At 63.6% G+C, this 22,534-nt stretch carries 18 protein-coding genes, 4 tRNA genes and 2 pseudogenes; 13 read left to right on the plus strand and 11 right to left on the minus strand.

What is annotated here, in order from left to right; genetic code table 11:
- The 3 genes and pseudogenes from JOF57_RS08965 to JOF57_RS08975 form a co-directional block, all read right to left on the minus strand.
- The coding region (locus JOF57_RS08965; RefSeq protein ID WP_209915956.1) for a hypothetical protein at positions 1–1,492 on the minus strand (1,492 nt) is incomplete at its 3' end.
- 3 nt (positions 1,493–1,495) lie between these two features.
- Positions 1,496–2,827 (minus strand): site-specific integrase, encoded by a 1,332-nt coding sequence (locus tag JOF57_RS08970; protein WP_234938090.1) that lies wholly within the window; start codon positions 2,825–2,827, stop codon positions 1,496–1,498.
- 193 nt (positions 2,828–3,020) lie between these two features.
- Positions 3,021–3,347, minus strand: a pseudogene (locus tag JOF57_RS08975) (hypothetical protein); the annotation flags it as partial.
- Positions 3,348–3,474: 127 nt separating this feature from the next.
- On the opposite strand from JOF57_RS08975, the gene JOF57_RS08980 reads away from it, so the two are divergent.
- The 8 genes from JOF57_RS08980 to JOF57_RS09015 all read left to right on the plus strand — a co-directional run bounded on the left by JOF57_RS08980 (position 3,475) and on the right by JOF57_RS09015 (position 12,829).
- A complete protein-coding gene (locus JOF57_RS08980; protein ID WP_209915959.1) occupies positions 3,475–4,230 on the plus strand; it encodes an 8-oxoguanine DNA glycosylase OGG fold protein in 756 nt (251 codons plus the stop codon).
- A gap of 5 nt (positions 4,231–4,235) precedes the next feature.
- Entirely contained in the window at positions 4,236–5,630 is a 1,395-nt protein-coding gene (locus JOF57_RS08985; protein ID WP_307869986.1) for a tyrosine-type recombinase/integrase, read from the plus strand.
- Between the two features lie 50 nt (positions 5,631–5,680).
- A complete protein-coding gene (locus JOF57_RS08990; RefSeq protein WP_209912441.1) occupies positions 5,681–7,441 on the plus strand; it encodes a hypothetical protein in 1,761 nt (586 codons plus the stop codon).
- Positions 7,438–9,504 carry a hypothetical protein gene (locus tag JOF57_RS08995; protein ID WP_209912443.1) on the plus strand — a complete coding sequence of 689 codons (2,067 nt, stop codon included), beginning with the start codon at positions 7,438–7,440 and terminating at the stop codon, positions 9,502–9,504. The genes JOF57_RS08990 and JOF57_RS08995 overlap by 4 nt, the downstream gene beginning before the upstream one ends.
- Positions 9,501–9,917 (plus strand): hypothetical protein, encoded by a 417-nt coding sequence (locus JOF57_RS09000; protein ID WP_209912445.1) that lies wholly within the window; start codon positions 9,501–9,503, stop codon positions 9,915–9,917. Before JOF57_RS08995 ends, JOF57_RS09000 begins: the two co-directional genes overlap by 4 nt.
- Positions 9,918–10,030: 113 nt before the next feature.
- A complete protein-coding gene (locus JOF57_RS09005; RefSeq protein ID WP_209912447.1) occupies positions 10,031–10,252 on the plus strand; it encodes a hypothetical protein in 222 nt (73 codons plus the stop codon).
- Complete coding sequence (locus tag JOF57_RS09010) at positions 10,245–11,900, plus strand: Eco57I restriction-modification methylase domain-containing protein (RefSeq protein ID WP_307869928.1); 1,656 nt, start codon at positions 10,245–10,247, stop codon at positions 11,898–11,900. Before JOF57_RS09005 ends, JOF57_RS09010 begins: the two co-directional genes overlap by 8 nt.
- Positions 11,897–12,829, plus strand: coding sequence for a XamI family restriction endonuclease (locus JOF57_RS09015; RefSeq protein ID WP_209912449.1), 933 nt, complete (start codon positions 11,897–11,899; stop codon positions 12,827–12,829). The genes JOF57_RS09010 and JOF57_RS09015 overlap by 4 nt, the downstream gene beginning before the upstream one ends.
- A 122-nt stretch (positions 12,830–12,951) precedes the next feature.
- Here JOF57_RS09015 and JOF57_RS09020 read toward each other — a convergent pair.
- Positions 12,952–15,753: pseudogene (locus tag JOF57_RS09020) on the minus strand (restriction endonuclease); the annotation flags it as partial.
- A 229-nt stretch (positions 15,754–15,982) separates the two neighbouring features.
- Positions 15,983–16,936: a GNAT family N-acetyltransferase gene (locus tag JOF57_RS09025; protein ID WP_209915964.1), complete on the minus strand. Its 954-nt coding sequence runs from the start codon at positions 16,934–16,936 to the stop codon at positions 15,983–15,985.
- 368 nt (positions 16,937–17,304) lie between these two features.
- On the opposite strand from JOF57_RS09025, the gene JOF57_RS09030 reads away from it, so the two are divergent.
- The 5 genes from JOF57_RS09030 to JOF57_RS09050 all read left to right on the plus strand — a co-directional run bounded on the left by JOF57_RS09030 (position 17,305) and on the right by JOF57_RS09050 (position 21,316).
- Positions 17,305–18,444, plus strand: a complete 1,140-nt coding sequence (locus JOF57_RS09030) for a tyrosine-type recombinase/integrase (RefSeq protein WP_019344646.1) — start codon at positions 17,305–17,307, stop codon at positions 18,442–18,444.
- Positions 18,441–19,406: a hypothetical protein gene (locus tag JOF57_RS09035; protein WP_019344647.1), complete on the plus strand. Its 966-nt coding sequence runs from the start codon at positions 18,441–18,443 to the stop codon at positions 19,404–19,406. The genes JOF57_RS09030 and JOF57_RS09035 overlap by 4 nt, the downstream gene beginning before the upstream one ends.
- A 788-nt stretch (positions 19,407–20,194) precedes the next feature.
- The gene (locus JOF57_RS09040) at positions 20,195–20,386 is read left to right on the plus strand and encodes a hypothetical protein (RefSeq protein ID WP_019344655.1); all 192 of its coding nucleotides are present in this window, start codon (positions 20,195–20,197) and stop codon (positions 20,384–20,386) included.
- A gap of 6 nt (positions 20,387–20,392) precedes the next feature.
- Positions 20,393–20,629 carry a hypothetical protein gene (locus JOF57_RS09045; RefSeq protein ID WP_019344656.1) on the plus strand — a complete coding sequence of 79 codons (237 nt, stop codon included), beginning with the start codon at positions 20,393–20,395 and terminating at the stop codon, positions 20,627–20,629.
- 363 nt (positions 20,630–20,992) lie between these two features.
- Positions 20,993–21,316, plus strand: coding sequence for a DUF4031 domain-containing protein (locus JOF57_RS09050; protein ID WP_019344658.1), 324 nt, complete (start codon positions 20,993–20,995; stop codon positions 21,314–21,316).
- Positions 21,317–21,468: 152 nt separating this feature from the next.
- Here the strand turns inward: JOF57_RS09050 and JOF57_RS09055 are convergent.
- The 6 genes from JOF57_RS09055 to JOF57_RS09080 form a co-directional block, all read right to left on the minus strand.
- Positions 21,469–21,554, minus strand: a tRNA-Ser gene (locus JOF57_RS09055).
- A gap of 32 nt (positions 21,555–21,586) precedes the next feature.
- A tRNA-Pro gene (locus JOF57_RS09060) sits at positions 21,587–21,660 on the minus strand.
- Between the two features lie 33 nt (positions 21,661–21,693).
- Positions 21,694–21,906: a hypothetical protein gene (locus JOF57_RS09065; RefSeq protein WP_019344659.1), complete on the minus strand. Its 213-nt coding sequence runs from the start codon at positions 21,904–21,906 to the stop codon at positions 21,694–21,696.
- A gap of 116 nt (positions 21,907–22,022) precedes the next feature.
- A tRNA-Thr gene (locus JOF57_RS09070) sits at positions 22,023–22,099 on the minus strand.
- Positions 22,100–22,124: 25 nt separating this feature from the next.
- Positions 22,125–22,355: a hypothetical protein gene (locus tag JOF57_RS09075; RefSeq protein WP_019344660.1), complete on the minus strand. Its 231-nt coding sequence runs from the start codon at positions 22,353–22,355 to the stop codon at positions 22,125–22,127.
- Between the two features lie 87 nt (positions 22,356–22,442).
- Positions 22,443–22,514: transfer RNA gene (locus JOF57_RS09080), tRNA-Cys, on the minus strand.
- Positions 22,515–22,534: the final 20 nt, after the last annotated feature.

Here is a 22,534-nt window from a genome sequence, read left to right on the forward strand (position 1 = left end):
CGGTGGTGGCGGTGTCGAGGCTTCCGGCGAGCAGCTGCTTCAGTGTCGGCACCGGGATGCCGAGTTGTGTCGCGGCGGTTTCCGGGGCGGCGCGGGCGGCGGTCATCTCGGCGGCACTCAGCGAGCGGATGGTGACGGTGGCTTTGGCGTGGGCGACGGCATCGGCCTGTCCGTCGATGATGGTGTCGACAGCCCCTTCTGCGGTGGCCGGGTCCGGGCTTCGGTAAATGTCCTCGCTGACGGCTTCGCTGTTCTGCCGGGCCTGTTGGTTCAACACCTGCTCGGAGAGCCGCAGCCGTCGCAGACTCACCCGCAATGGTGTCCCGTCGTCTGCCAGCAGCCCGGCGTCGGCCATGTAGTGATCTCCGATGCCCGCGGTCAACCATTCCTGCCGGAACGGGCCGACTCCGGTGCGGTTCTTGTGCCGGTGGGCAATGAGTAACTTCTCCGACGGGTTTCCGAGCTCGGCGAGCGTCGCGCGGCATGGCTCGGTCAAGCGGACCGCGTTCTCCCACAGTTTTCCGGCCTCGCCGGCGAGGATTTCGGCGCTGTAGCGCTTGGTTCCCCGTCTCGGTTTGTCGGTGTTGACGGTGTATATCGAGTCTTCACCGGCACCGTCGGATGCCCTGAACGAGGTCACGGTGAGGTTGTCCATGACGGAGAGGTTGAATCCTCGCTCGCATACGAGAAGGACCATCAAGCAATAGATTTCCCGTATCGACGGGAACAGCGCCTGCGCCGGGTTTGACACGCCGGCCAGGTCGAAGCAGCCTTTGAGGACCACCCGGTTGGCGAGGTACTGAGAGGGAAGCATCCCGTTTCGCGACAGATGCTCCAACAGGGATCCGGTGCTCCACCGCTCCCCGCCGACATTGAACGTGATTCCGTCACCGACATCGCCAACCTCGCGGTACTGGTGCAGCCGCTTGGTGTTGGTCTGGATTCTGCGGAGCGCTTGACGGACCTCGCCTTTGGCGGCACTGCGGATCCGTCCGAACTCGTCGCGACTGTAGGAGTCATTCTTCGGCAAGCGTTTCCGGGGCTTCACGGCCTTGGCGCGCATCGCCTTGCGTGTGGTTTCAGGAAGTCGGGGTGATTCCGACAGGAGGGTCCGCATGAGATTCACTTGCCCCGGCCAGCGGGATTGGCTCTCCTTGGCAGCGCGCCACGTCCACCACACCTCGGGGCCGAAGTCGGCGATCGAGTGGACCTCGGGGAACTCGGTGCCCAGGTAGGCGATGAGTTGCCGCGCGGCACTCACCGCCGCATCCACGGTCGCCAGCGTGCGCCAACGGCCACCGGATTGAGACCCGTTGGCCAGTGCGGTGACCAGGTCTTCGATCAGTTCAGCGGGTCCGCGGACGTCGTTGAATGTGAATGTCCTAGTGCGTCCCGCCTCATCTGTGAAGCAGAGCTGCCGAAGCGCAGGGCCTACCCGGGCAGGTCGGGTGTACTTGCCGGCGGGCAGTGCCGCTGTTCTACCCGAGGCCACCGCTCACTGCTCCTCGACGTCGACAATTCCGGGAGCCACGGCTGCGATGTGTGTGATGAAGTCGGTGATCGACGTGTCCTCGGCGACGTCGTCGTTGAGGAACAGGTCCACCTGCAGGCCAGATACGGGTTCGAGATAACAGTTGCGCGTGGTTTCCACGCTCACGTGGCCCAGTAACGTTTGAACCAAAACCCAAGGGTCACCAAAGATATGGCGATATTCGCGCCGTTCGGCAGGGGTGATGCCCATCTTGCGTTCGTGTGCGTAGATCAACGTGACCAACATCCTCAGGGCGAACGAGTGGCGCAGCATATGCGGGTGACAATGGATGTCTACCCCAAGGGTCTGACACCGCTTATTGGCCGTGGAGAAGATCGCTTCCCAGGTGCGGTACGGCAGCGGAAGACCGCCTTCGGACAGCCACACCATCCATGGTTCGAGCCCGCGATCGGTGGTGATGTAGAAGTTGAGCCGATCTCTCCAGTCGAGACTGTCTAGCGGTACCGTTCCTTTGGTTCCGTCCCGGTTGGTGAAGTGAACACGACGATGATGGTCCACCGTGTCGACGATCTTGATGTCGGTCAGCGCATCGTAACGACCTTCAGACCGGGCCCCGTGAACCGCTGCTGCTCGGGTTGAAATGACGTAGTTGTCAATGTGGTTCAGTGCTGCGGCGCTAATCCAGAAGTCACGGCCGCGGCCTTTCGCGACGGCTTGCCCGACTCGGGCCTTAGCGTATCGCACTTGATTGTCGGCGCTGGGAATCTCGTCCAGGACCAGTGTTCCGCCTTCACGCAGCCGCAGTCCACTCGACCACAGCGCTTCGGCGAACGCCAGGTTGCGGCCGTCGTTGCGTCCTCGCCACGTCGCATCCCGTCGCCCGTCGCTGCGGTAGCCGCCGAGGCCGACGTTGCGCCAGCGCTTGTAGGCTCTGGGCGTCAGCCATTTCAATTGGACCGAGCGGACCGCGTTCGGCTGCAGCCGCGTGGAGTCCGAGTCCCCGGTCGAGCTGGGTTTGTGCAGGGCGACAGGAGACACAGTCACGTTGCCGCGCCACTGCTGCCAGTCGTAGAACTTCTTGATCGCCGCTAAATCCCGTGAAAATGTAGCTGCACCAACCCGATCCGGGTTTTGTTGGTCGCGTCGCCGCCAGAACTCATAGTCGGCGAGATGCTCGGATGTGGCAGCTCTCCAATCGATGCCTTGAACGGACAGGAAGGACAGAAACAGCTGGATGTCGGGCGCATAGGACTCCTGCGAGCCGGCCGCCAACGATTGGAACACCGCCGATCGGAAGAACTCCAAGACCTCGACGTCCGGCCGGCCATCGGCCATCAGGAGAAACGGCTGCCCAGGACGAATTCCGAGCGCGGCCTCACGCTCCGCTAGGTCCGGGAAGTCTGCAAGGACATCGGACCGCGCGGTATACAGCCGGCTAGGCTGCCGCGCCCAACACAACCTCCACCGGGAGCCGTCGTCGTGTTGTTCCACAGCAACAGAACCTGCCACAACACACCGACATTCTACGGAAGGGCGGGTTCCCGACGACGACGTGGATGGGCGCGGCGAGCTGCTTGACGATCCGGGAGTTGTTCTGCGGGAACATCTCCGTGTCCATCGAATCACCGTCTTCGGTGATCTGGAAAGTATCGGCGAGCACGATCCCCTCGAACGGGCTGTACTCCGTCTCGGTGAGTGCGTGGTAGGTGGTCTCGATGTTGACCGCCGCGATGTAGTAGGCGAGCAACATGATCTCGTTGGCGTGAAGCTCACCGGCGTACTTCCGCTCCAGATCCTGCCGCTTGACCAACCCTGACTGCAGCAGCCGGGTCAGGAACGTGGCGGTGCCGGTGAACGTTATGCGCTCTACTTGGGCGTGTCTCACCACCGAACCGTCTGCACACCGTTACCGTCGGCACTGACGCGCCAACGGGCGGCGGATCCGGAGGCTGGGACATGAACCCCGAAGGGCGGATTCTTGTATGTGGCAGGAGTCGGACGGTGCCGTCGGTGACTTGCTGACGTCGCACGTGCTCGGCCGAGTGGGTCAGATCGATGACCCGGTCAAAGTGAGTGCCTGGTGGGCTGATCACGGAATCGCGATTGACCCGGTCGAACTCAATCGCGATGCGCTGTTCGCAATCGCCGCACAGTGCCGGGAGAACGCGGATGCGGATTGGGTGTCTTTCCTGTGGCACGTTCTCGCCTGGGGCGTGATGGGTGACTATCGAAACGCACCCACGATCGTGGCGAGCGCAGCCGGTTGCGACCAGCGGATCCGGCTCAACGACATTCTGCGCAGAGCTGCTTACGCCAGCCATCGCGGCGAAATCCGTTCCGCTTACATGGCGATCCGCCGCAAAGTTCCACGACTGGGGCCGGCCTTCTTCTCGAAATTCCTCTACTTCACTGCTGACCGAGATTCGCCGGATCCAAGTTCAGTAATCCTGGATTCGCGCGTCAGCGCCGCGGCCTTCACGCTCACCGGCCGCGACTACTCGGAAGACAAGGCGGCGACATACGAGCGCTTCTGCAACGACATGCACATGTGGTCCCGGCAGTTTGGTGCACCCGCGGACGTCATCGAGTTTCGCATGTACCAGTTCGGCCAGCTGATCGACTCGCGCCGCTGGAAGTGGCTGCACGCCGAGGCCTCGCTGTACCGAGAGGGACACGAGCAGGTCGGGTTCGACGACATTGCCGAACGGCGAGCCCATCTCGCGGGCTGGAGAAGGTAACGCCAGTGGAGCTCTACTACGCGGATTGGGACCTCGTATCCGAAGGCGACTGCGAAGGCCTCGCCTCAGGCGATCCTCCAATCGTCCAGGACGGTACGCCGATCATCGTGGACGACGAGATGCGGCCGCTGGAGCCATGGTGCACGTTCCTGCGGCTATACAGCCAGAACCTGCGACCGAACTCGGTTTACGCCTACGCCCGCGACGCGTTGGAGTTCGGAAAGTTCTTGGACACGAGAGGGATTGGGGTGCTGAATGTCTGCGAGCACGACCTCGTCGCCTTCCGAAAGCACCGTCGCAGCGAAGGTGTGTCAGCGCGGTCCTGGTCACGACACCTGGTCGTCATTCGAGCCCTGTTCGCCTACCTGTACGAGACTGGACAGCGCGACAGCATGCCCTGGATTCAAGTCGGGAGCAGGTCAGTTGTCACTCCCAGGACACCACACACGGAGATGGATGTCCGAGCACTCTCACATGCGCAATGGCTTACCCTGCGTAACATCGGTTTTGGCGGAGAGCTGCCTTCTGGGGAGCTGGACCGGTCCTATCGTGGCCAATCGACCGTCCGCAACGTGTGTGCGGTCGACCTGGCCCTGACCAGCGGTATGCGTCTCACCGAGTGGTCCACGCTGCTGGACGTCGAGGTGCCTTCATCCGACGGTGGCGCGTCGCTGGTGCTGGAAGCATGCGCGAAGAATGAGCGTCGCCGGCGGGTCTATATCCCGGCCTCGACCGTCAAGGCCGTTGAACTCTACCGCGGCACAGAACGCAAATCCCTTGTCCGCAAGGCTCAGAATGCTCTGCGGCGGAAGCTGCCGACACTGGCAGTCGTCACACATGTTGACCCGGCGGCAGGCAAGCTCACCTACCGGTACAAAGGGATCGATAAGCGCGATGAGTTCGCTGCGATCCCTCCCGACGTGCGCCGTCTCTTGGTCAGAATCGACGAGGCTGGCTCCATCGAGCCCATGTCGCTCTTTGTGGGCAAGGGCGGCCGCCCGCCGTCACAGCGACGCTGGCATCAGTCCTTCCAGGACGCCAACAACCGCCTCGCCGCCTTCGGCAGCGCCACGCCCACCATGCCCCCGGCCGTCACACCCCATGACCTGAGACACACATTCGCCGTCGTCATGCTGCGAAGCCTTCAACGGAGAGCGGCGCAGTTCGAGCAGTCCCGGCCGAGAACAGGATTCGGCACCATCAGCGAACATGTCGTCCACAATCCGCTGCTGACACTGCAACGCCTGCTCGGGCACGCCAGCCCGTCCACGACGATGGTCTACCTCCGCTATGTCGACGAGTCAGATGAGTTGATCCAGCGAGCTTTTGAATCCTGGAACGACGACACCCGCGACTACTCCACGTACGTTCTGGACGAGCTGGAGGCGCAATCGTCGTGACACCCGATGACCGTGAACCGCGAGTCGTTATCTTCCCGCCTGGTGGTCCGATGAAGTCCGCCCGCATCAGTCCGAGTGACTATGTGGCCACGCGACTGGTCGCCGAGCTCGCCGATGCGTGGAAGGAGAGCGCTGAGACACTAGATCTCACCCCCGGAACGATCTCCCGGCAAGGCGGGGTCATCAGACGGGTCGGCGAGTTCTTAACCGATCGCGCCGACCGATTTCTCACGTTGTCCGGCGATGGGGCGGATGTTGCACGTCGGCTACACGACTGGGAATCGGCGATGATCGTGCGCTTTCCGCCGCCCAGCGTGCACGCGAAAGACCTCGGTATGGAGCTGCGCAATCACGTCGCTCGATATCTCCAATCGCACGAGATATTTGATGGAGTGCTTGCGGACTGGGCCAGCGGATGGGTCTTGGACGGCAGCGTGTGGGAGGGATTGCCGCTCGACGAGTTCAACAACAACGAACGCCTCCAGCTCGAGCAGACATGTCGAACGATCGTGCGCGATACCGAAGAACGGCTCGCCCACGGCAACGCCCTCCTGGCGGCCGGTACGGATCCTCGCCCGGACGGATGGAATCGGGTCGAGAATGTTCTGTGGGCTCTGCGGAACCTTCCCTACGACGACTCGTTCCATGTCCATCTTGCCGGGCCGCGTCGAGCGCTGAATGGATGTGACGTCGACCAAGAGTCAGGCGTCAACCGGGATGCCCGTTTGAAGGCCCGCCCGCTGGTGACGGCCGTGGGCGCCTACCTCACGCCAGAGGACGAATACCTTCTCGCCATCAGAGTGCTACTCCACCTGCAAACGGGGTGGGCACCCGAAGAGAGCCGCCGACTCCTTCGCAGCGACATCGAGTTCGGAGACTCGTCTGTCAGGGTGCGAGCGACCAAGCTGCGGGCGCAACGAATCCGTTGGCACACCCTGCCCTCGACGCAACAGCCGCCGTGGGGATGGAAGGCCGGCGACCTCATTCGACGCGCCGCACACGCGATGCAGCATGCGCACGCACTCACGCCCGACGAGCCCCTGTTCTGGGTGACAGGGATTCGCTCAGCCCGGAACCGGCGCGCCGACGAGTATCCTCAATATTTCATCCGTGCAAGGCATTTCGGCGGCCCCAACTCGCTCAACAAGCTGATCGGGCGCTATGGACTGTCAATCAGCGAACCACACGACATGCGTAGGATCCGCAAGACGGTGAAAAGCGCGCGAGCCGCGTTGCTCGGTACTCTCAACGGCGCAGCCGGCGACGACCACTCCGTCGAAGTCTTCAGGGGACATTACGCCCAGACCACCACGGTTCACACCATCGCCGCGCAGACGGTCCTGCGCGCCCAACGCAAAGTCCTCGACCGTGCATCAAATGGACCGACGTTTATCGATGCGACGGCCGCCGACGTCGCCGCCAGCCCAATTGACTCCGATGTAGCTGCCCTCGTCGCGTCAGTCGCAGAAGAATCACCGACCGAGCAGCAGCTGACACTTTCAGCGTGCCGAGACCCCTACGAACCGCCCGTGGGACAGACAGGTTCGTTGTGCCACGCATCGCCGTCGCTGTGTCTGCAGTGTCGCAACGCGGTCATCTTCCGCGACCACTTACCACGCCTCGTCATATACCGCGACCTGCTAGATGACATCGAAAAGACCATGCCACCAATACAGTTCAGTGAAATCTACGGCCAGCAACGAGTCAACATCGACGCCGTGCTCAATGAATTCACCAGTGACCACATCGAAGCAGCGCGCCAACAAACCGCTCACCTTCATCGACCGCTCGGACAGAGGGCAGAACAGTGACCCGCCAACTCACATCACCGATCTCGGCGGCGTGGGATCCACCCTTCGCCGCCGACGAACCGGTCCTACCGGCTTCCCGCCGCATTGCACCCGGCCCTGAACCGCGATTCGGTGACATGCCCCGCTGGGATCTGACCGCCGGCGGAATCGCCCCCAACTTGAGTCCGTCTCGTGCGCATCTGCGGTTCGATGGTCTCCCCGAGGCATGGGTGCCGATCGCCAAGACGTTGGCAATGGCCATGCTGCAGCCGACCCACAGCATCCTTCGGGAAGCGCACGTCTACCGGTCCAACCGGCCCTACAAGATCAAGTCGATCCAGCACACGCTCGCCGAGCTCCGATACCTCGCGAGATGGGCTGAGGACCATGATCGCACCGCTGATCTGTCGCAATGGATCGACGACGACAGCGAGGCCTATCTCGCATCGGTCCGCGCCACCCGCGCGCCCACCGCCGAGCATTCCGCCAAGGATCTGCTGCGTCACCTGGTGGAATTCGGACCCCTGATGCACAACGGTGGGTTGCGGGTGACGGTGGGGGCGTCCAAGACCGGGAGCTCGGGCGAGATCAAGACCCCGGTTATCCCCCCGGACGCATTCTGGCCGCTGATCCGCGCCTGCTGGACCTACATCGATGTATTCGCCCCCGATGTCCTTGCGGCCCGCGAAGACATCGAAACCCTGGATGCCAGTCCGCATCCCGCAAAATGGCCAGCAGCACAAACCATCGACAAAGCGATCAACTCCTGGCTGACCTCGCCCGATGCCTTCATTCCATTGCACATCTACACGCTTGGACGCGGAAAAGCCGGCGAGATCAACTGGGACGGCCTGGCACTATGTACCACGCCGCGGATCCGGGCAGTCAACTTCTACAACGGCAGCGGACCAGCCCGACGGCAACGAGTCCGCGACGCGATCGCCGGCGGCGTGCCCACCAAGTTCGGCTACTCCTCCGTTCCACCCACCGTCGTTGATCGACCCGACGGGACACGTGGGCCATGGATCAGCGGATTCGACCGCGTCATCGTAAGCAAAGAGCTCACCCAAATCCGCAACGCTGCTTATATTTTCGTCGCAATCATGACGATGATGCGGGACAGCGAAGTCCAGGGAATCGCCGCCGGAGCGATCGGCACGCACTATGGCGCCCCCGCGATCACCAGCACTGTCCATAAAGGCCAGACGGGTGCGGGTACACCACAGCGCTGGTGGGTAAGCCCGCCGGTCGTTCGCGCCCTCGAAGTCGCAGAACGCATTACCCGTGACCCAGGCAGACTGTTCGGCAGCGTCCGCACTGGCGTCAACCGTGACCTCGCCGGGTTCGACCAGCACGAACAGATCCGGTTGTTCATCAACTGGGTCAACGACCACTCACCCCGTAACGGGCTGGAACCGATCCTCGCAACAGCGTTGGCGCCGCATATGTTTCGCCGAACCATGGCCGTCATCACCGCCAACGAACCTGACGGCGAGATCGCCCTCGGAATCACCCTCAAGCACAACGCCACACGAGCACTAGCCAACGCGACTACCAGTGGGTATGGGGCACCCACACCGGAGTGGGCCAAAGAGTTTGAACACCACGCCAAGGAGGCCGCCGCCGCAGAACTCGTCGCCGACTGGGCACGGCACGCCAACGGTGACCGAGAAGTGCGCGGCCCCGGCGCGACCACATTCGTCAACAGCCTCGACAGCGTCACCGACCGTGCGGGCAGCACCGCCGCGGTAGGCAACGAACGCATGCTCCGAAACCTGCTGCGCGACGAATTCGCCACCATCCGCCTGGGCACCCTCAACCACTGCCTCGGTGACCCGAGCAAGGCACTCTGCCTGGAAGGCGCGTCCGCCGCAGTTAAAGCTGGCGGACCCATCCCGAGCATGTGCCAACCGGCCACCTGCCGAAACTCGGTCATCACCGACAAACACCTCCCGGTCTGGCGCCACGAGGAGGCCGACCTCGTCGAGAAACTCAAGGACAAGAAGATGGCCACCGTCCACCGCCAGCGCCTCGAAACCCAACTCGCCGACGTCCGACGAATCACCCAGCAGGACCCCAAGTGACCGCCGTCAGCCCTGCGACGGAGAAGAAGCTGCGCGACGCCATGCAGCGACTCCTCACAGGCCAATCCAGACGGACCGACGGGCGGCTCACCAAAGCCAACCTGCACGTCGAAGCCGGTGTCAGCCGCGCCACCATGAACCGGGCCGACGCCGTCCTCGCCGACTGGAATACCGCTGTCGGCGCCCGGGTCGCACCGCGGGACTCCCAGATCATCGAGTTGCAGGGAACAGTCACCAAGCTCAAGCAGACCATCGCGACGTTGCGGCAAAGCAACACCGACCTCGAACGCAAGAACCAAGCCGCCGTCACGGTCATCGCAGAACTTCACGCACAGTTGCGTGCAAAAAATGGAGAGGTGCCGACTGGCACCGTCACGCCCTTGGCTGCCAGACGGAATCGTAGACGCTGGTAATCCACGTGCTTGGGGACATCTCAGGTCACGACTTCAGTAGTTCTGCACGAGGATGCGCAAGTCACTTGCTAATGTCGACGTTATAGAGTCGACATCTCGGATTGGAGGTAGCCATGACTGACGAGCAACGTAGACGTCGCCCCCACGGCGAGGTGAAGAACGCGATGCGCGAATACCTGGCTGGCAAGAAGGGGGAGCCCGCCAGCATCGCCGAAATCACGGCAGCCCTCATGCCACAGATCGGTGAAGCGCCAAAATCCTCGTACCGCTCCGCACTCCAGGATGAACGGTACTTCGAGCGCGTCTCACCCGGCGTCTTCCGTATCCGTGGCTAGGCGCATCGTCACCTCCTCGTCGGTGGTAGGTGAGACGATCCCGGGTATGGGCGGCGTGAACTCTCTTAGCGACCTCGCACGTCTCTGCGTGGACCTTGGCGCGGACACCGTGGGTGAGCTGTCTTCCGACGAGAAGGCGCTTGTCTCCGCAGCGGAATCCCCGTTGGTATCCGCCGCGGTGGCGCGTGCACGTGCAGCGATCAAACGCGGGGCTGATCCACTCGGTGACACGTACTGCCGCCTGTTATCTCCCGCCGAGCGCCGTCCACTTGGGCAGACATACACCCCGTCGCCGATCATCGCCGCGATGACCGCCTGGGCATCGGCGCAGGGCACTCCCACCCGCGTCGTGGACCCCGGCGCAGGCTCTGGACGGTACCTAGTCGCGGCAGCCAAGAAGTTCCCCAGCGCCTCGGTGGTTGCCGCCGAGGTGGACCCTGTTGCCGCACTAATGCTCCGCGCCAACATCGCCGTGCACGAGCTAGGTAACCGCACTGAGGTGCGCCTCGGCGACTACCGCGCACTAGATCTCCCTGAAGTTGATGGATCGACCCTGTTTATCGGCAACCCACCGTACGTCCGTCACCATCAGATCAACTCCGAATGGAAGCAGTGGCTCGTCGACACTGCTCGGGCACGTGGCCTGAAAGCGAGCGGACTAGCGGGACTGCACGTGCATTTTTTCCTTGCCACCGCGCAACTCGGCAGGCCTGGCGACTTCGGGACATTCATCACAGGAAGTGAATGGATGGATGTCAACTACGGCAGCCTGGTTCGTCAACTCCTGCTGGACGGGCTGGGCGGCGAGTCGATCCACGTCCTGGACCCTTCAGCCGCGCCATTTGCCGATGCAGCGACCACCGGCGCGATCACGTGCTTCAAGGTGGGCGATGCCCCAGCGTCGATGAAGTTGCGTCGTGTCGAGAAAGTGAGCGACCTAGGCAATCTGAGCAAGGGGCGCAGGGTGTCCCGCCAACGGCTAACCGAGTCGAGTCGCTGGTCCGTGCTAACCCGGGTTACCCCGAAACTGCCGACCGGGTACGTCGAACTCGGAGAGCTGTGCCGAGTGCACCGCGGCGCGGTGACGGGCGCCAATGCTGTTTGGGTGCAGCGTCACACCGACATTAAGCTCCCTGAAAGTGTCCTGTTCCCGTCCATCACGAAGGCTCACGAACTGTTCAGCGCAGGTGACCGTTTGGCGTCACCCAACGGGTTGAAGGTAGTCATCGACCTGCCCGTGGACCTGGACCAGTTCGACAGCAATGATCGCAGGCAGATCGACCAGTTCCTCCGAATTGCCAAGGGACGCAAGGTGCACGAAGGATATATTGCCGCCACACGGAGAGCGTGGTGGAGCGTTGGTCTTCGTAACGCAGCACCACTACTTGCGACCTACATGGCGCGGCGCCCACCCGCGTTCGTGCGTAACGAAGCGGACGCCCGACACATCAACATTGCGCACGGGCTGTACCCGCGGCAAGAGCTGAGCACCACAGTGCTGGACAACCTTGGCGCGTACCTGCGCACTGCTGTGTCGCTTACTGAAGGACGTACGTACGCAGGCGGATTGACGAAGTTTGAGCCGAAGGAAATGGAACGCATCGTGGTGCCCAACATCGACATGCTCACAGCAGGTGTCACCGCGTGACCCCAGCACCGTCACCCCGCTGGACCAAGGAGCAGTTCGCTGCTGCCGCCGAGGCTGCGCGAAGGGAATTCGTGGAACTGCGAATGCAGGAGCCGTTGGAGCAGTACCTGGATCGCTTTGAGGAGTTCCGCTTGACCATTGAGGAGCTGATCGAAGGCACAGTTGACCTGTCACAGATAACTGAACAAGCCGTAGACCTTCTCACTAAATCTTCCGACATGCTGACCTCCATCAGGTATCTCGCCGCTCCACCCATCAGCGAGGACGACCTCAAGGAGATCGCGGATACGCGACTGAGCACCAAACAGCTCACATCTGAGGATGGTGCTGGGGCACAACGGGTCATCGAAACGGTGATGCAGGGTCTCGACCGCAACCGATTCCCTTGGGTATCGGAGAACCGCGAGCCCACACCGACAGAGCGGGAAGTCGCCGTAATCTCCACGGCAGCGCTCATCGCTGCCCGAAAGGTGGAGACGGCACGGCGCAACGAGTCGAAGAACGAGCAGGAAGACCACGTCGCCGAATACTTGATCAGTCAGGGGTTCGTCCAAGTTCCTACCCGAACGGTGACCAACCTCAGCGAGTTACCGTCGCAGGGTGAATTCTGCCGCGAGAGCCTGTTCGGAGAACGCAAGGCCGACCTGATCGTGCGCCTCTGGGACGGTCGCGCTATGCCCATCGAGTGCAAAGTTTCCAATTCCTCCACCAACAGCGTCAAGCGCCTCAACAACGATGCAGCGGTGAAAGCCGTTCGTTGGATCGAGGACTTCGGAAGGAAGCTCGTCGTGCCCGCCGCCGTGCTTTCCGGGGTATTCAAGGTGCACAACTTGGAGTCCGCGCAGCAGGACGGCCTCACGATCTTCTGGGCGCACAATCTCGATGCTCTCGGCGCGTTCCTCGACGCGACCAAGCCAAAGGGGATATGACGCTTCGCTTCTGAACCCGGGATTTCAAGTTGCGCGTTCTCCGCAGAATTAGCGCGAAACCACGTCTAGGCGCAGGCCGTTTTGATGTCTCTTGAGACGTCAAAATTTCGCATAATAGCGGGATCCAGCACGTGCACGCCCTCGTCGGTGAGACCGCGGCCGAACGCCTCCCGCGACGCGTGGTCGGCGGCCCGCAGGATGAAGTCCACGATCTCGACTGGGGTGTAGACCACGCCCAGGGCCTCGGCCTGCTTGGCGAAGCCAATCTTGAAGAACTTCTCGTACAGTTCGGCGATCACCCGCTGCTTACCGTCCGCAGAACCGACCTCCGACGCACGGATCCGCACCGAGTCATAGAAGCCCTCTAGATGCGCCGTCTCGGCTTCGAGACCCGCACCGCCGAGCTCGTCCACCATCGTCTGCATCGTCTTGGATACGGGGTTGTGCGCAGCGAACTCGTGGCCGGCGAACAACGCGTCGAAGACAGGTGCGGTGATCAGGTGCTGGGCGAGTATCGAGATCGCATCGTCTCGGGTGATGGAGTCGTTGAGGTTGTCGCGCAGGCCCCGCAGGAACCGGTCGAACGCCGCGGTCACCTTCTTGTCGGCGCCGTCGAGCAGGGCGCCGATGCGGGTGATCAAGGCCGCCGCGATGTCGGCGACGTCCTTCGCCCAGTCCTCCCAGTACGTTCGGGTTCCGACCTTGTCGACGATGCGGGTGTAGATGGCCTCCTGCCACTCCGACAGGGAGAAGAGCGCCATCTGCGAAGCCAGACCACCACCGCCGCCGGATCCGTCCCCGTCGGTTACACCAGCTGCGGGGTCGGCAGTTTCGGTGCTGCCTTCCGCGGCGGTAGTCGGTCCTTCGGCGCCGAATGTTTCGGGGTTGTCGACGGTCGGGCCGATGTGCCCGCCGAGTAGGCGATCCGATCCGTGACCGGTGTCCGTGCCGGGGTTCGCGGTGTTCAGCGCGATCGAGTTCACCATCGCGTTGAACCGGTCGTCGTGGGCGCGCAGGGCGTTAAGAACCTGCCACACCACCTTGAACCGCCGGTTGTCGCCGAGGGCCTGCGATGGCGAGATCCCGGCCGGGACGGCCACCGGCAGGATGATGTAGCCGTAGTCCTTGCCTTCGGCCTTGCGCATCACGCGGCCGACGGACTGCACGACGTCGACGACGCTGTTGCGCGGGTGCAGGAACATCACGGCGTCCAGGGCGGGAACGTCCACCCCCTCGGACAGGCACCGCGCGTTGGACAAGATCCGGCACTCGTCCTCCGGCAGCGGCGCTTTGAGCCACTGCAGCTCCCGGTTGCGTTCCAGTGCGTTGAAGGTGCCGTCGACGTGGCGGACCTGCACAGCGAGATCCAGGTTCGTGGTGTTGATGTCGACGCCGTCGTCCTGGCTGTCGGTGAGCAATTCCCGGTACGCGTCAACGACTTTCGGAAAGAGTTCGGCGACCTGCTTGGAGGTCGCGATGTCCTTGGCGAACGCTACGGCCCGGCGCATCGGGGGCGCACCCGGTACGAAGCCCTGACCGTCGGGGGTCTTGCCGGCACGCTTGGCGAGCCCGTTCCAGCACCCGACGATCTTCGTGGCATCGTCGAGCCGCAGTTCACCTTCCCCGCCCGCCAGCTGCCCCTGCAGCGGAGCGGCGACCATCTCCTCGTCCACGGTGAGGACCAGAACCTTGTAGTCGGTCAGCAGGCCACGCTCGACGGCCTCCCCGAACGAGAGGCGGTGGAACTCCGGCCCGTAGTCCTCCTCGTTGTCCATCCCCGTCAACACGGCGGAGTGTTCCTCCGCCTTCGCCTTGACGTTCTCGTCGAAGATCCGCGGGGTGGCGGTCATGTATAGGCGGCGGTCGGCGTGGAGGTAGTCCGCGTCGTGGACTCGAACGAAGTTGGACTCGTCGTCGCCAGCCAGGGTGACGCCCGTGGTGCGGTGCGCCTCGTCGCAAATCACCAGGTCGAAAGGGGCCACTCCGAGCTTCTGCGCGTCCGCGACGACCGGCAGCGACTGGTAAGTGGTGAAGACGACGGTCAGCCCCTTGGCTCGCTTGCGGTGCTCCATCTCGGAGGCGAGCTTCGCGGCGTTCGTGGTCACCGGGATCGCGACGTCGTAGGTGTTGATGTCCTCCGCTGCGCGGGAGACTTTGACGTCGGAGCAGACGGCGAACGCCCGCAGATCCAGCTGAGTCTGTGCGGTCCACTCACGCAGCGTCTGGCTGAGCAGGGAGATCGACGGGACGGCGAATAGGATCCGCGCGCTGCCACCGTTCTCAGCTACGGTGCGCTCGGCGATCTTCAGCGCAGTAAAGGTCTTGCCGGTTCCGCAAGCCATGATCAGCTTGCCACGGTCGTTGCCGGCTGCGAAGCCGGCGAACACCTTGTCGATCGCGGTGGCTTGGTGCGGTCGTGGTTCGTGGCGGGTCGCCTCCGACACGTCGACCTGGATGTCGCCGTCGACCAGGCTCACGTCCCAGTCGATCGGCGAATCGGCGATCTCCGCCAGGCCGATCCGCTGCACCGGGGTCGTCTGATTCTCCAGGGAGGCCTCGGCGTTCGGACCCCACCGGTCGGTGGTGGAGATGATGATCCGGTTGGTGAACGGCTTCTTCCCCGACTCGTTGAAGAAGGAGTCGATGTCGCTCTTGGCGAGCGTCGTAGTGGGCTCGTAGAACTTGCACTGGATCGCGGTGTACTCGCCGGTGTCCCGCTCCCGTGCCACGAGGTCGATCCCGAGATCGATCTTGCCCTTGGGGCGGTCGGGCCAGTCGACCCACCGCCACACCGCGTCGTACTGCTGCGACAGCATCGGGTCGAGTTCGAAGTATCGCACCATCAGTTTCTCGAACTTGGTGCCCCGCTCGGAGTTCGACGGCGCCTCGCGGAACACCTCCATCACCTCATGGATCGTCCCCACCTGTGTGCCCCCTGTCCGTCGAACGCGTGCGTCCGATGAGCCTATGCGGCGGCCGCGACTCGGCGTCGCTGATCGATGAGTTGTGCGGTTCCGTGTTACCGGTTGTCCTTCGGCACCCGCTCCGGCGAGGCTGACCGACAGCGTCCTTTCATGTGGATACGCTGCGTTCGACGGGGGAGAGATCCGCCATAGTGGCGCCAAATGGCGGAGTGTCAGGCGTCGACGGTACTTACGATCGGGTGGACACTCCCGGGACATCGCCACGTCGACATGACAGGCACAGGCCGGCGAACACCACAAGTAGCTGGTCGTCATCGGTCGCCCAGGAAACCCGGGTGTCGCGGTCGTGTCGACCGCATCCGTCGCAGAGGGTGTCAGCGTCGTAGCCCTTGATGTTCTGGGTGTGCGGGCCTACGCACTCCCAACAGACACGCATGTGGTTGGGGTCCCAGCCGAACACCGAGAGGTTGCGGGGTCCCATGCTGGCATGCACACAGCTTTGGGCATCAGAGTTTTCAGCGATCCGCCGTGCATAAAGCCGATATCCGAGGTCCAGCGCCGCCTTCTCACGCTGCTTGTTCTGGCGGATGAACTCAGCTGTGGCGATACGGCGTTCCCACTCTGCAGGTGCTCGACCTGCGAGATGGTCCTCGAGAGTTTGGCGGTAGCCGCGGAAGATTACTTCACCTTTCGAGGGGGCGACGCCGACCGTGTCGGTGTCCTGGGGGCGTTGCGTGCTTGTTAGCCCGGACATCGGGCTGATGTAGAACCCCTGACGCCGATACCACTGAATGGAGTCCGTGCGAGTCAGCTCGACGTTGCCGTACAGGCCAACGTATTTGCGTGGCATCCGGCGAACAGTGGCATCTAGCAGGGCTCGTCCGATTCCACTGCCGCGATGGCCCTCATCCACGGCTAGAACATAGATCTTCCACCAAGGGACCTTCGCCGGATCGAAGGCCGGCCCCCCTTTCTGGTGCAGGACATGCAGGTTTTTATCCGTGGGCTGGCCAACACCGATGACGCCACACACGACGCCGCGGCTGTCGGTCGCCACCAGAGAAAGCCACTCGTGGGCGCTCGACCCGGAGCCCAACCGCTCTGGCCACGGATAATCGATACCGACATACCGCTCGATCAGCCCGATCGCCCGCTCGTTGTCACCTGGAGATGCCTCGCGCACCTGGAATGTTGTCCCCACAGATCCATGCTTAGCAGGCGCCAATGACAACGCGCGTCAACGCCGAAAGTGTCGGTGGACGGGGCGAAGCACACTCTGAACGCGCAGCCGTGTGGCGTCTGCCCATCCGCGCCCTGTGCCCGCGCAGCTGGATCGCAGCGGCAAAGTCCCACCCCTCACACGACATCGGGGAGGACTGGATGAGCAGCGGATGCGCTTCGATCGACGCTGTCAACGCCGCCAACGCGGCACTCGGTCACAGCTGTTTTCACAGCCAACCCCCAGTTACCGTGGCTCTCGAACCGTCGACCAGCGCTGGACTGTGCAGGCGCGTCTGGCAACCTGTCGATCGGCGAGGTTAGGCTGCGGCCGTGTCCACACCGGCTGTCCCCGATCCCGGCTCCGTGGCCGGGCTGGACCGTGGTGTGCGCGAACGGATCCTGCGCGCCGCCTCCGGTGCCCAGTCGCCAGGAACCCGCCGAACCTACGACAGTTCCTGGAGCAGGTTCGAACGCTGGTGTGCCGCGCAGGGGCATCAGGCGCTGCCAGCACACCCCGCGGTGGTGGCCGCGTACCTGGTGGATGCTGCCGACACGTTGACCTCCGACGGCCAACGTGCCTATGCGCCAACGACCTTGATCAAGTGGGTGGCGGCGATTACCGACCGACATCGCCAGAGCGGAATAGAGTTCGCGCCCACCCACCATGAGATGGTGCGGACCACCCTGGCGGGCATACGGCGCGAATATGCCGCCGCTGGGGACCGTCCCCGCAAGCCGCGGGCGCCGCTGCTCACCGATGATGTGCTGGCCATTGTCGCCGCCGCCCGCGACCAAGTCGGCAGCTGGGCCGACGCAGTAGCGGAGCGGCGCGACTCGGCGCTCCTGCTGATGGGATTCGCCGGTGCGTTTCGGCGTAGCGAGCTGGTTGACCTGCGGGGATCAGACGTCGAGTTGCATCCGCTCGATGGGATCCACATCCACATCCGGCGGTCCAAAACCGATCAAGAAGGACTTGGAACCGTGCACGCACTGCCGCGTGCCGAGCTGCCTGACCGTTGCCCTCCGTGTGCGTACGCGCGGTGGGCACAGGTGGTTGCAGCCTTCGACAGGGGAGGACGCCCCGCAGTGATTGCGCTGGTCGCTGAAGACGACGGCGTGCTTAGCGAGCACCTCTGCCGAGGTCGCACTGTCCCCGGGATCGATTCGAGCCGAGCGATTTTCCGTGCGGTGGGGCGCACTGCCAACCTGTCGACGGGGCCTATGTCCGGCGCCGCAGTGCATGCCGCGATCCGCCGGCGCGCTGAGCGGGCCGGATACTCCGCGACGGCGGTGACCAGACTCGGGGCGCACAGCCTCCGTGCTGGATTCGTGACGCAGGCCTTCCGCAACGGCGCTGACGCGCACGCGATCATGCGCCAGACACAACACCGCAGCCCCGCAATGGTTGAGCGCTACGCCCGCGAAGAAGCTCCGCTGATCGGCAACGCTGTCACGTCCCTAGGGCTATGACTGGGACCGGGCCTCGTGAACGCGCCGTATGGCAGCTGTTCTGCGACTGGTGCACCGCATCGGGACGTGCGTCGCTGCCAACGGATCCGTTGACACTGGCGCAGTTCGTCGCCGCCACCCCAGCCAGTCAAGCCACCCAGCGCCGCCGCGTAGGAGTGGTCAACGCGATTCACGCACGCGCAGGCCTGCCCACGCCTGGACGGGGCGAGGCGGTGCGCCAATTGATGTATGACCGCCGCCGCGGCCGATTGCGGGAACGTGCTGTTGCTGCGGCCGGCGCGATCACCAGACTGCCGGACGAAGGCTGGCCGACAGCGCTGTTCGCCAGCCGGGACGCACTTGTACTTGTTCTGGCAGCTGCGGGGTTGCCCGCGACGAGAATGGAAGCACTGCGGATCGGCGATGTGCGTAGCGACCAGTCCGGACACCGGGTCCTTGTCCGGGACGAGAACGGTGGAATGCTTTCCACCCCGGATGATCTGGTGCATCTCGGGGTCTCAGCAGTTGACATTCATCGGAACTGGGCGCGGATCAGGAGCATTCAGCACCGCCTGTCCAATCCTCGGTTTCTGGCGGCTTTCCTTCGAGGCGAATCGGTACCTGCTACAGGGCAAGCTCCGCCGTCGCTGCCGCTCGTGACCCCCATCGACAGATGGGGCGCGACTCCGATTCTGGATGTTCCACTGAGCGCGCCGTCGATCGCTCACATCGTTGCCACTCATCTGGCGGGCGCGCCTGTCGCGCACCGTCCGGTTAACCGACCCACACCGACGCTGGATCCAGAAGACGAGGCACCGGAACCGCCGCAGGTTCCAGAACTGGACCCTTCGATGTTCTCGCGCGGGGTCGCCGCTCGTTACCGCGCGGCTCAGAAACTCAGCGGCGTGAGCGACACCCTCGACGACATCGAGGCGAAGGCTGATCGGATCCTGGCTGACCTCCTGAATCTTCTCAGTGACTGATGCTGGTGCGTGGTCCTAGTGGGCTGGGGCACTGCGCGGTGGACGTGACAGCAGCCCTGCCGTCACGTCCTGTGTTCCTGCGGCTCAACCCATCCCGGGGGCGGCGTAGCGCTGAACTGTGCCGGCTCCAGCCACAGCTGCATGTTGAGTTTCGATATGCCGTTCCCGCTGGAGACGGGAACGGCGACTGCGGCCAACCAGCCGCCATCGAAATCGGCGCATCCAGGCCACCTGTCGGCCTCGCTGCCACGGTTCGATCCGGAGACCGCCGCTTCTCAACCACATCGGGACCCCCGTCAGGCGTTTACCGAGGTCGGGGAACAGAGTCTGGAAGTGAACCCACACGGGTCTGTCCACCCTGTACAGCGTGGGGTAGTCGTCGGTTGTCACCCAGCGATCCAGATCATCGAACATAGTTTCGAACACTACTCGGTTGGGATGCCGCGGTCAGGCGTGGCGTGACGCCCGGGTGGCGCTGCTGCCCGCGCTCAGACGATGAGCACGGCAATGTACGGCCCCTGCCGGGCGAAAGCTCGACCACTTTGGTCCCCGGCCTTGATGGCCTCCCGCAGGGCGGATCGGGATCGTTTCAGATCGCCGAAGTGTGATGCCTCGGTGTGCGCCTACCCGTGGATCGGGAATCCGGGAACAGGCGCGCAGCATTCTGTACTCGTCGGTGTCGTGTCAGATGGGGAGCTGCGCCGCTTCTCGTCGCGCCGCACTCGCTGTCGCTGCGGAAACTGAAGCAGCGTTGCCCCCGGCACACCCAACCATCCGGAGGCGACATCGTGAGAACAGTCTATTTCGACCATCAAGGTGCAACGCACCGGCTGGAAGTCGACGATTGTGGTGACTCCGAATCCTCGGACATCGTGACGATCTACGGTCCCGACGGCAGCGAATTGTCCAGCTATGACAGCTGCGTTCACACCGACGAGGAGTACATCTCCGAGGCCAAGAACGAGCTCGGGGGACTGTAGGGGCCAATGGACATCCCTGATTCGATCATCGACCCCGCCACCGCAGATCCGGACGTATGGGCTTACATCGTCGCGCTCGATGATGACGACTGGGACCACTGGGGCTCTCCCAGCCAGATCGCGAAGTACAACGGCTGCCGCCGTTCCACCGGTCGCTGGAACCTGCGCGACGTCGTCACGGGAGCACCGGTCGATTGGGACTACGCCGACGACGAAGTTGTGGTCTTGAGGGTCCTGTCTTGACCTCGATCACGGCATCGTTTCGTCCGGCAGGGCGACACCTGACTTTCCCGTCCGCGTGTCGGGGCCTGTCATTGGACGCCGGCCCGCAGTGGAGCGAAACTCACCGGCATGTCATGTCATCTCTGAAAGCGGCGAAATGAACAACGGGTTCCACAAGGGCGACCAGGTGACGATCGGACACAGCGGACGTGTTGGCCGTGTTCTCGCGGTCACCGACGCCGCGCTCTATGTCAAATGGAACGACAACCCCCACGTCGGGTGGGAGCCGTTCGCTTCATACCCGCAAGGTTTGCGGAGTCTGACAGCTGAGGAGGCGTCGCTCGCCGCCGACGACGTCGCCGACAGGGTGAAAGCGAGACCGCGATGACCGTATACGTCGACGATATGAGGATGCCGGCGCGGGTCGGCCGCTTTAACGCGCGGTGGTCGCATCTGTTGGCCGATACCGACGAGGAACTGCACGCCTTCGCCGACCAGCTCGGACTGCGCCGGTCCTGGCACCAGAAGCCGGGGACGGCGATTTCGCACTACGACGTGACGGACACCAAGCGGGAGTTGGCGATTCGGCTCGGTGCCGTTCCGATCAACTACATGGGAGAGCAGTCCCGCGCGCTGATCCGCCGCAAGCGGGCTGAACTCGCAGGGCACTCGACAGCTGAACCGCGGGGACAAGGAGGCCGACGATGAAATTCGCCGGGTCGAATCCGATGTGACCAAGGGACCTGCGCCCCAGCGGTTCGACGATGTACCCGAGGGGACCCTGCGGGACAGGGTGCGTTAGGCGCGCATCACGCCGAGATGCGGCGCGACCGCGAGCTCCACAGTGTGTGATGCGGGAGCGGAGACGGCGGGACTCGAACCCGCGGCCGGCACCTGCCGACTACGCCGTAGCAAGGCGCTGCATTCGCCGCTCTGCCACGTCTCCAAAATCGAGATTGCGTCGAGGCGCAATCTGCGTCGGGATAGTGGGATTCGAACCCACGACCTCCTCGCCCCGAACGAGGCGCGCTGCCAAACTGCGCCATATCCCGGGTGCGGCACCGGGTATGCCGCACCGAGCCGCGTCACTCCTCGAAGATCCGCACCCCGTACCCGTCGCCGCGGGTGTCTGCGCATCCGAAGCCGGCAGCTGCGACCGCAAGCAGGACGTCGGCTGGATCTTCGCCGAGCAGGGCGAGTTCAGCGGTCGCGTGTTGCTCGGCTGTAGTGCGGTCGGGATGCTCGGAGCGTCCGAAATACTCACCGCTGCGGATCTTCTGGAACTCGCATACAAACATCGCCGTTCTTCCTTTTCGCCGGCGAGGTCGACCGGGGCGACCTCGATCACGCGAGAAGGTAGGTGCGCGAGGCTTTCCCTGCGCTACGCGGCGCGGACGTGCGCAGTGCGCCGTCCTGGAGCCCCCAACCGGAATCGAACCGGTGACATGCTCATTACGAGTGAGCCGCTCTGGCCGACTGAGCTATGGGGGCGGGTCCGGCGAGTAAGCCGGAACGGTTACAGGCCAAGCTGGGCGCGGTGTTCGTCAAAGTGTGCCGTGGCGGCAGCATCAACCTGATCGCGATCGTTTCCGCGTTCGACCCAGACGCAGTTCTGGCACACCGCCACCCGCTCACCGGACTCCCGATCAACATGCGCATCGACAGCGACCAGTGTGTTGCCCTGCTTGTCGACGAACTCCAGGTGCCGGACATCAGGGTGACCGTCCAGATACCCGATGCGGTCCATGGCGTCGCTCCTCGCTCGCAGGAAGGTGGGCAGGGGCGGCCAGTATCTACAAGAATCGACACGACGCGGGGGTGCGACGCGGCGCGGAGTCTGCGACCGGAATCGAACCGGTGTACGCGCGACTGCTGCGCCGCTGCCTCGCCATTCGGCCACGGAGACGGTGTTTTCGTGGGTAAAAC

Source organism: Mycolicibacterium lutetiense (assembly GCF_017876775.1).
In the GTDB taxonomy this organism is placed as follows: domain Bacteria; phylum Actinomycetota; class Actinomycetes; order Mycobacteriales; family Mycobacteriaceae; genus Mycobacterium; species Mycobacterium lutetiense.